General features: G+C 75.9%; 8 protein-coding genes and 1 pseudogene. All 9 read right to left on the reverse strand.

Going from position 1 to position 15,317, the window contains the following annotated elements; genetic code table 11:
* Positions 1–209: transposase (locus G446_RS18085; protein WP_034470813.1), on the reverse strand; the 209-nt coding region annotated here is incomplete at its 3' end.
* A 202-nt stretch (positions 210–411) separates the two neighbouring features.
* Entirely contained in the window at positions 412–2,991 is a 2,580-nt protein-coding gene (locus G446_RS20190; protein WP_156916691.1) for a restriction system modified-DNA reader domain-containing protein, read from the reverse strand.
* Between the two features lie 84 nt (positions 2,992–3,075).
* Entirely contained in the window at positions 3,076–5,721 is a 2,646-nt protein-coding gene (locus G446_RS20680; RefSeq protein WP_026410512.1) for a transglutaminase TgpA family protein, read from the reverse strand.
* A complete protein-coding gene (locus tag G446_RS0113420; protein WP_026410513.1) occupies positions 5,718–6,950 on the reverse strand; it encodes a DUF58 domain-containing protein in 1,233 nt (410 codons plus the stop codon). Before G446_RS0113420 ends, G446_RS20680 begins: the two co-directional genes overlap by 4 nt.
* Complete coding sequence (locus G446_RS0113425) at positions 6,947–8,245, reverse strand: AAA family ATPase (RefSeq protein WP_245574721.1); 1,299 nt, start codon at positions 8,243–8,245, stop codon at positions 6,947–6,949. Before G446_RS0113425 ends, G446_RS0113420 begins: the two co-directional genes overlap by 4 nt.
* Before the next feature lie 196 nt (positions 8,246–8,441).
* On the reverse strand, positions 8,442–8,777 hold the full coding sequence (locus G446_RS0113430) for a DsrE family protein (protein WP_026410515.1): 336 nt from the start codon (positions 8,775–8,777) through the stop codon (positions 8,442–8,444).
* Positions 8,778–9,540: 763 nt separating this feature from the next.
* A complete protein-coding gene (gene ppdK / locus G446_RS0113435) occupies positions 9,541–12,270 on the reverse strand; it encodes a pyruvate, phosphate dikinase (RefSeq protein ID WP_026410516.1) in 2,730 nt (909 codons plus the stop codon).
* Positions 12,271–12,378: 108 nt separating this feature from the next.
* Positions 12,379–14,214 carry an MFS transporter gene (locus tag G446_RS18095; protein ID WP_084779264.1) on the reverse strand — a complete coding sequence of 612 codons (1,836 nt, stop codon included), beginning with the start codon at positions 14,212–14,214 and terminating at the stop codon, positions 12,379–12,381.
* 650 nt (positions 14,215–14,864) lie between these two features.
* Positions 14,865–15,308, reverse strand: a pseudogene (locus tag G446_RS21185) (universal stress protein); the annotation flags it as partial.
* Positions 15,309–15,317 lie beyond the last annotated feature (9 nt).

Consider the following 15,317-nt stretch of genomic DNA (forward strand, 5'->3'; position numbering starts at 1 on the left):
GTCTTGGGCCTCGTGCCGTTGCGCCTGTTGGTGCGATGCGGGGTGCGCTCGTAGCGCCCCGCGCCGATCACGGCGGCGGCCTCGGCGTCGACCAGATCCTGCAGCCCGGCCTGGAGCAGGCGGCGGAAGACGTCATCGTGAGCCAGATCCGGGTCGGCAAGGACTTCCCGGATCAGCGTGGACACGGCAGACTGGTTCGTGGCGGGCATCGTGGGTGCACTCCTTGTGAATCTGGCTGAGGAACAGGGCTCCCACGATGCCCGCCGCCCGTGCCGACGACCCCGGGCGGAAGCCCCGCGGGAATTGCCACCACACTAAGAGACGCACCCCCGGCCAGCCGTCAGTCAGCGGCCAGGACGACGGGGCAGGGGCGACGTCGGCGGCCAGGACGGCGGGCGGGGAGGCGGCGGGTCAGGCGCCGATCCGGTCGCGGTCCCGGTACTGGTCGCGGGCCCGCAGCTCGGCGCGGGTCCGCGGCTCGGCCTGCGCACGACGGGACTCGGCCTGCGGGCGCGGCTCGGCCGGAGCCTGCGACTCGGACTGGAGGATCTCGCCGAGGCTCGGACCGCCGGGGCCGAGGCGCCAGACCCGCCACCCGTCGGTGTCCTGGGTGTGCTGGGCCTCATCGGCGGCGCGCGAGGGATCGGTGAAGCGACGGCCGTCGGCCAGCGTGAGGTACCCGTCGGCGCTGAGAACGGCCTCGTGGTTGATGCCGCGGCGGGCGCTGCGCCACACGAGAGCCGCGGGGGTCTCGACCCTGGAGGCGACGACGGCCAGGGCCCGCGCGGCGGGCGCGCCGGGCGCAACGGTGGGCCTGGCCCCCAGCACGGGCGCCGCCGAGCGATGAGAGGCGCGCTTCTCGATCGAATCCCTGCTGTCGACGTTGTCGACGACGGCGTGCGGACCGCGCAAGTCCTCGACCAGGACCCTCGACTCATGCCGTTCGTCGAGCCAGGACACGGCCTGCCGACCGGTGGGCGCCGGCGCTCCCCCGTGATCGGAGAAGGCGCCCACGCGGGTCGGGGGCGCGGGCGAGAGCGCCGACGGCAGGGCGGACGGGGCCGACGGCAGGATGGATGCGGCCGCCGATGAGACCGACGGCGGGATGGACGGGGCCGACGGCAGGGACGAGGCCGCCGACGATGCCGACGGCGGGGCGGGCGAGACCGACGGCACGGCCGCCGACGATGCCGACGAGGTCGTCATGGGCATGGTCAGGGCGAAGGAGGCCGCGGACAGCTCGGACGGGAGAGACCCCTCCGGGGAGGGGGAGGAGGTCACGGCCGACGGCTCGACCACCGGCGGCATGGGTCGGGCGGGCGTGAGTGGCCGCGACGGGGTCGCCGACCGCGACGACGTCGGCACGCGCGGGGGCACCACCGACGGCGCGAAGGAGGGCGCGAACCGCTCGGTCAGGGACGCGGTCGCCGGGGAGGAGGCGACGGCCGGGGAGGAGGACGCCCACTCCACCGGCGGCATGGGTCGGGCGGGCGTGAGTGGCCGCGACGGGGTCGCCGACCGCGACGACGTCGGCACGCGCGGGGGCACCACCGACGGCGCGAAGGAGGTCTCGGGCCGTTCGATCGGGGACGGGGCCGCCGGGGCCGGGGAGGAGCCCATGGCCGGCGGCGCGGACATGGGCGCCGGCGGCGCCACCTGCGCCATCGGCCGCGGGGGCGTGAGCGGCCGCGACGGCGTCGTCGTGCGCGGGGGCGCGATCGACGACGGGGCGGCCGATGGGGAGAAGGCGGGCATGGAGGGTTCGCGCGGCGGGGAGGCCACCGAGTAGGGGGCCGTCGGCAGATCGCTGGGAGCCGCGTGGGGCGACGCCTCGGACGGAAGCGCCGGCGGCGGAGGGGGCGGCGCGGCGGGCGACGGGCTCGCCACGGACGCGGAGCTGGACGGGCTCAGCACGGGCGACGTCGCACCCGCAGGCATGCGAATGACGTGCGACGGCGACACGAGGCCGCTGGCCCGCCTGACCGGCACCGTCGCCAGTTGAGTCACGGGCGCCCCCGGGCCTCCGAGCGCCCCCGGGCCTCCGGGGCCTCCCGGACCGCTCAGGCCGACGGGGCCTCCCGGGCCCCCGGGCGCACCGGGCACCCCCGGGCCCCCGGGCGCGCCGGGCGCCCCCGGGCCTCCGGGCGCACCAGGCGCCACCGGGCCGATGGGGCTGCCCCCCGGCGGCGTCGACCCGTCGGGCGTCCAGGGTCCGGACCCCGTCATCGCGGGCAGCACACCGGTTCCCGTCGGCCCGTCGGGGGCCCCGGACCACGAGGGGGTCGCCGGGGCCATCACCGTCGTGTCGGGCATCTGCCGGGGCGAGGGCTCCGCAACCGGGCCCGTCCCGTGACGGCCGCCGGCCTCGACCGGCGCACCGCCGACATTCCCGGCGCTCCCCATATTCCCGGCGTTCCCGGCGCTCGCGCTGGCGCCGGCGCCGGCGGTGCGCAGGGGCTCCACGCCCACCAGAATCCGCTCCTGGCCGTTGCCGTCCCCGACCATTCTCACGTCGAGCACGCGGATCTCGACCCCGGAGCCCGCCAGCAGCACCGCGCCGGCGCGCACCTCCGCCGCCAGGAAGGCCGTGACGATGACGAGCCGCGGACCCGGCCGCGCGCCCTCGGGGGCCGAGGCGCGGAAGGCGTTCCAGTCCCGGCGGAAGATCCCGGCGCCCCCCGGGTACAGGGCGCTCAGCTCGGTCCGGTTCAGGGCGCTGGCCTCGGCCTGACGGGCCATGGCGGCCAGGAGGGCGGAGGCGTCCAGCGTCCGCAGCACCTCCAGGTGGATGACCTGCCCGATGGGGTCCAGGGCGGTGAGGGCGTCCCCGCCCTCGATTCGCGACCAGGATATGGGCAGCACGGGCCAGCCCAGGATCTCGGTGAGCTGGTGGCGCACGGCGGCCAGGGCCCACCCCGTTGCGCCGTCGTCGGCGGGACGTCCGGGACTGGCAGGGCCGAGCCGGCCGTCCTTGAGCTCGAACAGCGTCATCGTCGCCCCTTCTCCCATCCATCCGCGGTGACCGGGTCGCAGGTAGACCCGTCTGCAACATCATCTTCTCACGTCACGGTGCCATCACGCTTCCGCGAACCGCCCACCTACCATACTCCTCGGCACAATTCTGGCAAGAAGACGTCGGCCGGGCGGAGCCGTAGCGCTCATCACCGCGGTCACCAGGCCCAGGTCGTCCTCGATCCGACGGCGCCGCCCGGAATCCGCCGACGCGGTGCCGTAGCGCTCGGCCACGACGTCGCCGGCCAGGCGGGTCAGCGCCGCGAGTGCGTCCGGGTCGGGCCCGCCGCCCGGGCTGGGCCCGTCCGCGCCGGTTCCGGCCCCGCCGCCCGTGCCGGTTCCGGCCCCGGGCCCGCCGCCCAGCTCGTACGCCAGGTGCTCGGCTAGGGCCTCGGGAGTGCGCGCCCGCAGCCGGGTGCCGCGGCGCAGCAGGTCGAGGTCGACGGCGGTGGCGACCAGCTCGCGCCACGCCGCCTCCCCGGGCCGGGGCCCGCGCCGCACCGCGGCCCGACGGCGCGAGCGCTGGAGCGCCCGAACCAGCCCCGGGAGCGCCGCCAGGAGGAGGACCAGCAGGACGAGCGCGGGAATCCGCAGGTCGGGGATCGCCCCGCCCCCGCCGGCCCGGTCCGCGGGGAGCGCCGGCGCCGCGGCGCCCGGCCGCGCCGTCGGCGCCGGTGCCGACGCCGGTGCCGGAGCGCCCGTCCCCTGCTCCCCGGCCGGCGCGGTCGGCTCGGCCTGCGCCGACGGCGTGGCGGTGGGCGGGGCCGCCGGGGTCGTCGGCGCCTGAACCGCGCCGACCTGCCCCCCGATGCCGCCGGGCGTGGGTTCGAAGGCGAGCCAGCCGACGCCGTCGATCCACACCTCCGGCCAGGCGTGGAGCTGGGAGCCGCCGACAGTCACCCAGTCACCCGCCGAGGCGGCGGTCGAGGTCGAGGCGTAGCCGACGGCGATGCGGGTGGGCAGGCCGAGGCTGCGGGCCATGAGCGTGAAGGCGGCCGAGTAGTGGACGCAGTACCCGGTGCGCTCGTTGAGGAAGGAGGCGACGACCTGCACGGGCGGGGCCGAGCCCGCCGCGCCGTCGAAGGAGCCGGGGACCCGCTCGTCGTAGACGAAGCCGTTGCCGTGGAACCAGGCGGCCAGGGCCGCCGCCCGGGCGGCGGGGTCGGAACCGGCGCCGGCGACGTCGACGACCGCCCGTGCGGTGTCGGATATCACGCCGGGCATGGAGGCGGGCAGCTCGAGGTACGGGTCCAGCGTCCCGGCGTCCGGGGTCGGAGCCGGTATGCCCACGGGCGTCTGCGGATGGCCCTGGGCGTCGGCGACGGCGCTCCACCCCCGCACCCGGTACCGGGCGCCGGCGGTGACCTCGGAGCCGCCGCTCAGCGCCGTCGACGTGCCCGACACCCAGGACCAGTCGCCCAGGTCGACGCCCTGCCCGTCGTCAACCGTGAGGGTGGACTGGAGCACGGGCAACCAGTGGGAGCGCATGCCCGTGACCCTCACCTCCACGACGGGCAGGCCCTTCTCCATGTCCGCGGCGCCGGCGCCGGCCGCGTGCAGCGCCCCGCCGGGGGTCAGCGCCCCGGCCCCGGCGCCGGTGCCGGGCTGCGGCTCGTCGACGGCGGCGTCCCGGCGCGCGTCGTCCAGGGGCGTCCAGGTGTCGCCGCCGAGGTCGGCGATGACGGCGAGGGTGAGTCTGACCGAGGTCCCCGACTCCAGGCCGGAGTACTGCAGGACCGGCGCGCTCGAACCGCGCACGAGGTCCTGGTTGAGCGTGAGGCTGACCTCGGGGGCGGAGGCGCCGCCGGGCTGGGACCAGGGCAGGGCGGGAACCGGCAGCGCCCGCCCGAGGACCCCGATGGCCAGGATCAGGGCCAGGGCGGCCGTGACCAGGCGGGAGGCCCCGTCGCCCAGGGCGGTCCCGGCGGCCCGCAGCCGGGAACCCGCGCACCGCGCGCCGCGCGGCGCGGAGACGACGACGAGCAGCAGCACGCACAGGCCCACCGTCAGGACCAGGTGCGCGCGCGGCGCCCGGCCCAGGATGAGGGTCGGGGCCAGCAGTGCGATCCCCGGCACGAGGGCGGTCGCGCCGACGACGTCGGCCCCGCCGTCGGACATGAGGACGCAGGCCAGGGAGAGCAGGGCCGCCGCGATGAGGACGCCCCCGCCCAGGACCGCGCCGACGTCCACGGGCGGGACGCTGCTGACCAGGACCTCGCCGATGGCGTGCGACTGGGCCGAGGGGTCCTTCAGCCAGCCGTCCAGGGCGCCCAGGTCGTTGAGGAGGAGGGCGAGGGCGGCGCCCCCCGCCAGGAACGCGGCCAGCACCGCGACCAGGTCCCGCGCGGGGCGGACGGCGCGCACGAGGGCCGGGGTCAGCATGATGACGGCGACCAGGGCGAGCGTGCGCCCGCGCCACGGGCCCGGGGAGAAGAGCGGCTCCAGGGCGACCAGGGCGGCCCACCAGGCGACCAGGGTGATGAGGGCGGCGGCTGGCGGCTGCCAGCGCGCCGGGCTCGGGTTCGAGGTCCGCCCGAGGACGACGACCGCGGCCCGCTGCACGGCCGCCCGGGGCGCCCGGCCGGAGGCGGGCGGTCGGTTGGCGGCGGCCGATCGGCTGGCGGGCGGTCGGTTGGCGGCGGCCCGGCCGGTGGGGCGGGACGGCCGGGGCGGCGGCGGGGGGCCGGTGCGGGCGGGGCGGGGGCTCATAGGCGCGCCCCCTGCTCCACCAGCTCCACGGCGCCGGCCCGCGCCCGCAGGACGACGCGAGGGTCGCGCGGGCCCGGGACCCCGGCGCCGTCGGCGTCGGACTCCTCCTCGGTCCGCGCGGGCTCCCAGCCACTGCCGGTCACGAGCAGCTCGACCGTCCGCTCGGCCGCCTCCTCGGGCGCGGACCGGTCGGCGTCGGCCGCCTCCACGGCCGCGGCGGCGGGCAGGGCGCCCAGGTCGAGCAGGGCCAGGACCCGGATGAGCTCGACGGCCCGGCCGGGGGCGGCGCGGTGGGCGCGCGCGCCGATGCGCAGCTCGAGCCTGGCGGCGCCGTCGTTCCAGGAGTCCAGGACGCTCGCGGCGGCGGCCAGGGCCAGCTCCTGCTCGGCCCGGTCGGCGTAGGAGCCCGGGCGCGGGTCGAACCAGAGGCGGCGGCGCACCAGCCCGAGGCGCTGACGGGAGGTGACCAGGAGCCGGTCGATGCGGGCCGACTGCTTCCAGTGGATCGTGGCCAGGGAGTCGCCGGGCCGGTAGTCGCGCAGCTCCCCCTGCTCCTCGTCCCTCTCGCGCGCCGGGCCGCGGTCGAGGGCCGGGGCCAGGGCGGCCGGAACCTCCACGCGCTCGGGCAGGACGACGACGTCGAGGGCGCCAACGGCGCGGCGGCGCACGCTCATGAGTCCCAGCGGCTCGTGCAGGACGAGGGTCCGGGCCTCCAGGGGCAGCAGGCCGCGTCCGTCCGCGTCGACCCTCACGTCGGCCACCCGTTCACGACGGCGGGCGGGGGCGAGGCGCCCGCCCGCCGAGCCCGGGGCCGGCGCCGGGGCCAGTGCGCCCGGGGTCGGCGCCGGGGGGTCGGGCGCCGTCGGCCCGGGCGGGGGCGCGAACAGCGACAGGCTCGCGCCGAGCCCGCCCACCCGCATGCGCAGCTCGCCCTGCACCCAGGGCGGGATGCGGGGCGCCAGCACGGCCTGCCAGCGGCCAGACTCGCCCGCCACGACCTGGTCGGGCCCGGCGATGCGCACGAGCGAGCGGCTGGCCGCCCCCAGCAGCAGGGCGCCCAGCGCCGCGACGGCGGCGAGGCAGGCGAGCAGGACCGCCGCCGAGCGCATCAGCCCCAGGTCCGTCAGGCGCCAGGACACGCCCAGCGCCAGGGCCAGGGCCAGCAGCCACCAGCCGTGCACCGTCGGGACGACCAGGGGCACGGCGGGGCGCAGCCGTCGGAGGGTCATCGCCGGCCCGGCACCGCGGTCGCGGACACGACCCGCGCCAGGGCCTGCGCCGCGGCCTCGTGGGTGCGGGCCGGGGAGACGTGGCGCTCGGCCGGGATGAGGCGGTGGGTCAGGACCGCGGGGGCGGCCCGGGCGACGTCGTCGGGCGAGACGAAGCCGCGCCCGTCCATGGCGGCGCGCGCCCGGGCGTGGGCCAGGAGCTGGAGGCCGGCGCGCGGGCTGGCGCCCAGGAGGAGGGCCGGGTCGCGGCGGGTGGCGGCCACCAGCTCGACGGCGTAGCGGGCAACGGCGGGGTCGACGTGCAGGCCCGCGACGGTGCGGCGGGCGCGCTGGGCCTCGTCCTGGGTGGCGACGGGCCGCAGGGCGTCGAGCGGGTCGGCGCCGCCGCGGGCCAGCAGCATGGCGGCCTCCTCCTCGGGCTCCGGGTAGCCCATGGTCAGGCGGGTCATGAAGCGGTCGCGCTGGGCCTCGGGCAGGCGGTAGGTGCCCTCCATGTCGAGCGGGTTCTGGGTGGCGACCACCATGAAGGGGTCGGGCAGGGGGCGGGTGTCCCCCTCGACGCTCACATGCCCCTCCCCCATGGCCTCCAGGAGCGCCGACTGGGTGCGGGCGGTGGCTCGGTTGATCTCGTCGGCGACGACGACGCCGGCGAAGATCGGCCCGGGGTGGAAGCGGAAGGTGCGGGTGGACTGGTCGTAGACGCTCACGCCGGTGACGTCGGCGGGCAGGAGGTCGGCGGTGAACTGGATGCGGCTGGCGGTCAGCTCCAGGCAGCGGGCGAGCGCCAGGGCGAGAGTGGTCTTGCCCACGCCGGGGACGTCCTCGACCAGGAGATGGCCGCCGGCGAGGAAGGTGGCCACGGTCGTCTCGACGGCCTCGCGCTTGCCGACGACGACGCTCTCGATGCTCTCGACGAGGGCGCGCGCCAGCGGGGCCGGCGTTTGCGGCGCACTGGCCTGATAGGGCGTCTGCGGCGAGGCGGCCTGGTAGGGCGTTTGCAGCGCACCGTCCTGGTACGGCGGTGCGGCGCGGTGCGGCGAGGCGGCCCGGCGTGCCGACCCGGTGCGGCGCGGCGCGGTGGCGGCCCGCGGGGCCGAGGCGGCGGAGGTCGCGGAGGCGCGGGGGGCCGAGGAGGCCGAGGCGCCGACGAAGCCGTGGGACCGGGCCGGCGCGTAGGGCCCGGTGGGGACCCGGGTCGTGGGGGCGGCCGAGGCCGCGGTGGCTCGGTGCGCGCCGTCGGGCACGACTCCCCCGCCGGAGGCTCCCCTGCTGGAAGGCGTCGTCGGCATGCTCATGACCTCATCCTGCCCGACGCTCCGCCGTCCGGCGAACTCGCCGACGCCGGGCACCGGCCGTCCGCCCGCCTGCGATGGGCGCCGCACCCCGGACTGGAAGCGTCGCCCGGGTCAGCGCCGCGGCCCGGGCCGGGGCCGCTCGCCGTCGTCGCGCCCGTCCGCCCGCGGCCGCCGTCCTCGCCCGAAGGCGCCGCCGTCAGGGCTTGACGTAGGTCCACCCCTCGGCGGTGTACCGGGCGATGGCCGGGATCGCCGCATCGACGGTGGTCAGCCACTCCGGCAGGGTCTGCGGGGGGAGGCGGTGGTTGGCGACGGAGCGGGAGCAGATCTCGAAGACGGCGCCGTCCTGCGCGGCCTCCCGCATCGCCTCCGTCCAGTCGTTGTCGCCCTGCACGGCGTAGATCGCCGTCCCGTTGATCATCACCCTCACCCGGGAGGACAGGCCCTGATCGGCGAGGTTGCGCAGGTTGCTGATGACGGCCGGCCAGCGGTCGGCCTGCGTGACGTGAAGGAGGAAGCACGGGTCGCCCATGGGCCGACCCTACCGTCGGCGTCCGCGGCGCGCACCGGCTCCGCGGCGGGTGGGGGAGGGCGAGTCCGACGCCGCGGTCACGGCCGCCGGCACCGGTGCACCGGCTCCGCGGCGGGTGAGCGTCGCCCCGACCGGCCCCGGCCTCCGGCGCGGAGGCCGACGCGAAGGCGGCGATGTGAGCCCCGTCACAATCGGCCCGGCACTGCGCGCAATCGTCCGCGCGGCTCCTTCGCCGGCGGGATGTCGCGGTTCATTGTTATGGTTCCGGCGGCGCGAAAAGGTGGCCGGCGCATATCTTTGACGCCCCGTCCCCGGACCGCCCGGTTGAAGAATGGCGGAATGACGCCGTTCGCCAAACGGCCGAACCCAACGGGCACCCCTAAAAGTACGCAGGAGCCACCTTTTCCACCGCCGATGGGCGGGGCGAGCCCCCTCGACGCGCAGCGCCTCCCCGCAGCCCCGCCGGGAAGGCCGCGCGCGAGTCCCCCGACGCGCGGCCCGGTGACGGCTCCGAGCCCTTCGGCCGCAGCCGCGAGAAGTCTCGCCGGGAGGTGGCCGGTGACGAGCACGTCACTTGACCCGCGAGCACGTCTGCTAGAGGTACGTGCTCGCGGGTTAAGTGACGTGCTCGGCGGTTAAGTGACGTGCTCGCGGACCGCGGCCCCGGCCCCCGCGTCCGGCGGCGGGAGCCGGAGCCGCGGTGGGGGCCGGGGCAGGACCAGGACCAGGGCCGGAGCCGCGGCAGGGCCGGGGCCCGGCGCGCTCAGCCCTCCTCGGCGACCCGGGCGGCCTGCGGGAAGAAGATCGCCGCGCGGCCCGACTCCAGGCGCGCCACCGGCACGCGGAAGGGCGAGCAGGAGACGTAGTCCAGGCCCGTCCGGTGGAAGAACTGGATCGAGTCCGGGTCGCCGCCCTGCTCGCCGCACACGCCCATCTTCAGGCCCGGCTTGGTGGCCCGGCCCCGCTCGACGCCCATCTCGACCATGCGCCCCACGCCGCGCTCATCGACGGTCTCGAAGGGGGAGACGCCGAAGACGCCCTCGTCGAGGTACTCCTTGAAGAACACGCCCTCGACGTCGTCGCGCGAGAAGCCCCACGTGGTCTGGGTCAGGTCGTTGGTGCCGAAGGAGAAGAAGTCCGCCTCCTCGGCGATCGTGTCCGCGGACACCGCCGCGCGCGGCAGCTCGATCATGCAGCCGATCGGGAAGTCGAGCTCGAAGCCGGACTCGGCGGAGACCTCCGCGAGGACCGCCTCGGTGCGCTCGCGCGCGATCTGGAGCTCGCGCACCGACCCCACCAGCGGGATCATGATCTCCGGGTGCGGGTCGCCCCCGGCGTGCAGGCGCTCGACGGCGGCCTCGGCGATGGCCCGCACCTGCAGCTCGATGAGCCCGGGCATGGTCAGCAGCAGGCGCACGCCGCGCAGGCCGAGCATGGGGTTGTCCTCGTGGCTGCGGCGCACCACGGCCAGGAGCGCCTCATCGGCCGGGTCGAGCTCGCCGCGCTCGCGGTCCACGGCCACCTTGACGCTCAGCTCGGTCAGGTCGGGCAGGAACTCGTGCAGCGGCGGGTCGATGAGGCGCACCGTCATGGGCTTGCCGTTCATGGTCTCGAACATCTTCACGAAGTCGCCCTTCTGCAGGGGCAGGAGCGCGGCGAGGGCCCGGCGGCGCTCCTCGTCGGTGCGGGCGAGGATGAGGTTCTGGACGTACTGCTTGCGCTCGCCCAGGAACATGTGCTCGGTGCGGCACAGGCCCACGCCCTGGGCGCCGCGGTGGATGGCGTGGCGGGCGTCGTCGGGGGTGTCCGCGTTGGCGCGCACCACCAGGCGCCGCACCTGGTCGGCGTGGCTCATGAGGCGGTCCACGCTGGTGACGAGCTCGCGGGCGTCGACGTCGCCGGCGGCGTCGAGGGCCGCCTCCAGGCCGCGGCGCAGGTAGGTCATGACGGGCGAGTCGGAGACGGGGACCTCGCCGAGGAAGACGTCGCCGGTGCGCCCGTCGATGGCGATGACGTCGTCGGAGGTCAGGACCAGGTCGTCGCGGCCGTGGACCGTGATGGTCCTGCCGACGGCGTCGACCTCGAGCTGGTCGGCGCCGCACACGCAGGTCTTGCCCATGCCGCGGGCGACGACGGCGGCGTGGGAGGTCTTGCCGCCGCGGGCGGTGAGCACGCCGGCGGCCGCGACCATGCCGGGCAGGTCGTCGGGGTTGGTCTCGCGGCGCACGAGGATGACGGACTCGCCAGCCTCGGAGCGGGCGATGGCCTCGGCGTTGTCGAAGGCGATGTGGCCGACGGCGGCGCCCGGGGAGGCGGGCATGGCGCGGGTGAGCAGGTCGTTGCCGTCGGTGCGCTCGAACTGGGGGAACATGAGCTGGTTGAGCTGGTCGCCGGTGACGCGGGTGAGGGCCTCGTCCATGGTGATGAGCCTCTCGTCGACCAGCTGGGTGGCCACGCGGAAGGCGGCGGCGGCCGTGCGCTTGCCCACGCGGGTCTGGAGGAGCCAGAGCCTGCCGCGCTCGATGGTGAACTCGATGTCGCACAGGTCCCGGTAGTGGGTCTCGAGCTTGCGCATGGCGGCGCGCAGTTCGTCGTAGGAGGTCTTGTCCAGGCGCTCGAGGTCCGCCAGGGACAGGGTGTTGCGGATGCCGGCGACGACGTCCTCGCCCTGGGCGTTGACCAGGTAGTCGCCGTAGACGCCGGACTGCCCGGTGGAGGGGTCGCGGGTGAAGCACACGCCGGTGCCGGAGGTCTGGCCCATATTGCCGAAGACCATGGTGCACACGTTGACGGCCGTGCCCAGGTCGTGGGGGATCTTCTCGCGGCGCCGGTAGATGTGGGCGCGCTCGGTGTTCCAGGAGCGGAAGACGGCCTCGGTGGCCATGTCGAGCTGGGCGCGCGGGTCCTGGGGGAAGTCGATGCCGGCCTGCTCGCGCACGATCGCCTTGTACTGCTCGACGAGCTCGGTGAGGGCGTCCACGTCCAGCTCGTAGTCGAGCTTGACGCCGCGCTCGGCCTTCTTGGCGTCCAGGGCGGCCGAGAAGTGCTCGCCGTCGATGTCCAGGACGGTCTTGCCGAACATCTGGATGAGGCGCCGGTAGGAGTCCCAGGCGAAGCGCTCGTCGCCGCTGGCGGCGGCCAGGCCGACGACGGAGGCGTCGTTGAGCCCGATGTTGAGAACGGTCTCCATCATGCCGGGCATGGAGAACTTGGCGCCGGAGCGCACGGAGACGAGCAGCGGGTCCTCGCTCGCGCCGAGCTCGCGGCCCAGCTCCTCCTCGACCTCGCGCAGGGCGGTGGTGACCTGGACGGCGAGCTCGTCGGGCACGGCGCCGTCGCGCAGGTAGGCCCGGCAGGCGTCGGTGGTGATGGTGAAGCCGGGGGGAACCGGCAGGCCGAGGCGGGTCATCTCGGCGAGGTTCGCCCCCTTGCCGCCCAGGAGGTCCTTCTGGTCCTTGTCTCCCTCACTGAAGCGGTACACGTACTTGGGCATCATCGTCTCTCTCGGATCTCGTTGCGTGGGGTCGACGCGACATCGCGTCATGCCACGGCCACTGTAATGTGACTGAGGTCCTAGGCCAAACGCGCAGCGCCGGGGCGGCTACCGCGGTGCCGGATCCGACCAACGGCCCGGCCGCCGCACCGCGCCGCCGCCCTCGCGCGCCTCCCGCATCTCGCGCCGCTGGCGGGCGGCGAGCAGCTCCTGACGGGCCTGCGCGGCGGCCCGCCGGGCGTGGGCCAGGCGCCTCCAGGCGGCCTCCTCCTCCGCGGAGGCGATCTCGGCCTCCACGCGGGCCTCCTCGACCGTGGGCTCGGTGTCCACCAGGTGGGCCGGCGCCGCCGCGAAGATCTCGCCCACGTCCAGGTCCGGGTTCTCCTCCTGGGTCTGGACGAGCTCGGCGGCCTCCTCCCGGGAGGCGACGGCCGGCATGGAGCCGGGCAGCGGGCGGCGCGCGGTCTCGCGCAGCTTGAAGATGGCCACGAAGGCGGCCGAGGACGTGGCGATGAGCCAGTAGGCGGGCACGAGGCTGTTGCCCGTGAGCTTGACCAGGGACTCCATGATGAGGGCCGCGGTGCCGCCGAAGACGGCGACGGCGATGTTGTAGGAGATGCCCATGCCGCCGTAGCGCGAGGCGGTGGGGAAGATGGCCGGCAGGGAGGCGGCGAGGTTGCCGACGTAGGCGGCCACCGGGTAGGCGAGCAGGCCCAGGCCCAGCAGCGTCGACCACACGGCGCCGTGCTCCATGAGCTTGAAGGCGGGCACGGACAGGACGATGACGCTCACCGCCGCGGAGAACAGGACGGGCCTGCGCCCCACGTGGTCCGAGATCCAGCCGATCGCCGGCACGAGGAAGGCGACCAGGACGAGGACCGGCAGGGTGAGCAGCGGGCCGTGCTCGGCGTCGTAGTGGAGCGTCGCGGTCAGGTAGGTCGGCATGTAGGAGGTCAGGGCGTAGCCGACCGTGTTGGCGCCGGCGACCAGGACTATGGCGGTCAGGAGCTCGCGCCAGTAGGTGCGCACCATGTCCCCGACCCCCAGCGGCCCCTCGGGCCGCATGATGTCGGTCTCGACGGCGGCCAGGTCGGCGGGCTCCTCGTCGTCGACCTCGGCCCGGGCGCCGCGGAAGGCCGGGGTGTCCTCGATGCGGGTCCGCAGGTACAGGGCGATCCCGCCCATGGGCAGGGCCACGAGGAAGGGGATGCGCCAGCCCCACTGGGACATGACGTCCTTGGGCAGGACGATCATGAGGACGGTGACCAGGCCGGCCCCCAGGGCGTTGCCCATGTAGGAGCCCCAGTCGAGCAGGGCGGCGTAGAAGCCGCGCTTCTTGTCCGGGGCGTACTCGGTGATGAAGGTGGTCGCCCCGGCGTACTCCCCGCCGGTGGAGAAGCCCTGGACGAGCTTGAGGCAGATGAGCAGGACGGGCGCCCACACGCCGAGCACGGCGCCCGGCGGCAGGACGCCGATGCCGAAGGTCGCCAGCGCCATCATCATGAGGGTGAAGGCGAGGACCTCCTTGCGCCCCAGGCGGTCCCCGAGCTGGCCCAGGACGACGCCCCCCAGGGGCCTGGCCACGAAGGTGACGGCGAAGACGGCCAGGGAGAAGAGGTTCTGGGCGGTGTCGGAGGCCCCGGGCAGGAAGGCGGGGCCGATGAAGATGACGACGTAGGCGTAGACGCCCACGTCGTACCACTCCATGATGTTGCCCACGACGGAGCCGAGGATGGCCCGGCGCAGGGCCGCCTCCTCGACGACGACGACGTCGTCGTAGCGCAGGCGCCGGCGGCGGCGCAGGTAGGCCAGCCGCCTCTGCTCGCGCCGGGCGCGCTCGACCCGGCGCTCGGCGCGGATGACGCGCTCGCTCGGCCGCGGCGGCGCGGGCCTCGCCGCGACCGCGGGGTTCCGGTATTGCCTGGTGACTGGTCTCGGTTCCATTCGCGTCCGCTCGTCGCGCACCCGGGCGGGGTGCTCGTCCCTCAGCGCCATCGGACCGGCTCGCCCGCGGCGGAGGTCACGATTCGGCATCGAACAATCCCACCTTAGCCCGAACCGGCCCCGCCCCGCCGAGTTCGCCCGAAGAAGATCGGTCGCGCCGCACCGGGGCGGGGGCGCGCGCTCGGCGGCGCCCGCGCATCGGCCCGCGCAGCGCGGCGGGGCGGTCCCGTGCAGGACCGCCCCGCCGCTGGGTCGGGACCGGCTCAGTCGGCCGGCTTCCCGGCGTCGGCGTCGGTCGACTTCCCGGTGATCTTGGCGACGCCCAGTTTCCCGGCGATCTTGGCGACGCTCGACTTCCCGGCGATCTTGGCGACGCCCGACTTCCCGGCGATCTTGGCGACGCCCGACTTCCCGGCGTCGGCGTCGGTCGGCTCCCCGGCGTCGGTCGGCTCCCCGGCGTCGGCGTCGGTCGGCTCCCCGGCGTCGGCGTCGGCCGGCTTCCCGTCGGTCTTAGCGGCGGACTCCGCCACAGCGGCGGCGTCGGTGGCCACGACATGCGCCACGGCGGTGTCGACGGCGGCGGCGGCCACGGAATTGGCGGCGGCCCTGAGGGCGGCGGCAGCGGCGGAGTCCGTCGCGACGTCGGGCTCGACGACGACGAGCACGTCGCACCGGGACTTGCGCAGCACCTGGATGCTCACCGCCCCGAAGAGCCTGCCCAGAAGGGAGTCCACGCCCCGCGATCCGACGACGACGAGATCGGCCTGGGTCTCAATGGCGACGAGGGTGAGGGCGGAGACGGCCTCCCCCTCGACGACGACGCCCTGGGCCAGGTCGACGCCGCGCTCGACGGCGATGTCGCGCGCCTTCTCCACGACCCCGTAGGCCTCGTCCTCGGTCAGGCGCGCCTCGGCGGGGCGGATGCTCGGCGGGGCGTCGGTCAGGCGCGCCCGGTCCCGGGGGGCGACCGGGTCGAAGCCCGCGACGAGGAGCAGGGCGGCGTCGTTCAGGCGCGCCATCTCGCAGGCGCGGTCGATGACGTGGGCGTTGTCCGTCAGGTCGCCGACTCCGGCGACAATGGTCGTGTAGGTCACGGTAGTCAT

The organism is Actinomyces dentalis DSM 19115, from assembly GCF_000429225.1.
In the GTDB taxonomy this organism is placed as follows: Bacteria; Actinomycetota; Actinomycetes; order Actinomycetales; family Actinomycetaceae; genus Actinomyces; species Actinomyces dentalis.

What these genes read in the sequence shown, in the direction of transcription:
- G446_RS0113430 (WP_026410515.1), bottom strand. Translation starts at nt 8,777, where the DNA reads ATGGGCGACCCGTGCTTCCTCCTTCACGTCACGCAGGCCGACCGCTGG.
- G446_RS0113425 (WP_245574721.1), bottom strand. Translation starts at nt 8,245, where the DNA reads ATGAGCATGCCGACGACGCCTTCCAGCAGGGGAGCCTCCGGCGGGGGA.
- ppdK (WP_026410516.1), bottom strand. Translation starts at nt 12,270, where the DNA reads ATGCCCAAGTACGTGTACCGCTTCAGTGAGGGAGACAAGGACCAGAAG.
- G446_RS0113420 (WP_026410513.1), bottom strand. Translation starts at nt 6,950, where the DNA reads ATGACCCTCCGACGGCTGCGCCCCGCCGTGCCCCTGGTCGTCCCGACG.
- G446_RS18095 (WP_084779264.1), bottom strand. Translation starts at nt 14,214, where the DNA reads ATGGAACCGAGACCAGTCACCAGGCAATACCGGAACCCCGCGGTCGCG.
- G446_RS20190 (WP_156916691.1), bottom strand. Translation starts at nt 2,991, where the DNA reads ATGACGCTGTTCGAGCTCAAGGACGGCCGGCTCGGCCCTGCCAGTCCC.
- G446_RS20680 (WP_026410512.1), bottom strand. Translation starts at nt 5,721, where the DNA reads ATGAGCCCCCGCCCCGCCCGCACCGGCCCCCCGCCGCCGCCCCGGCCG.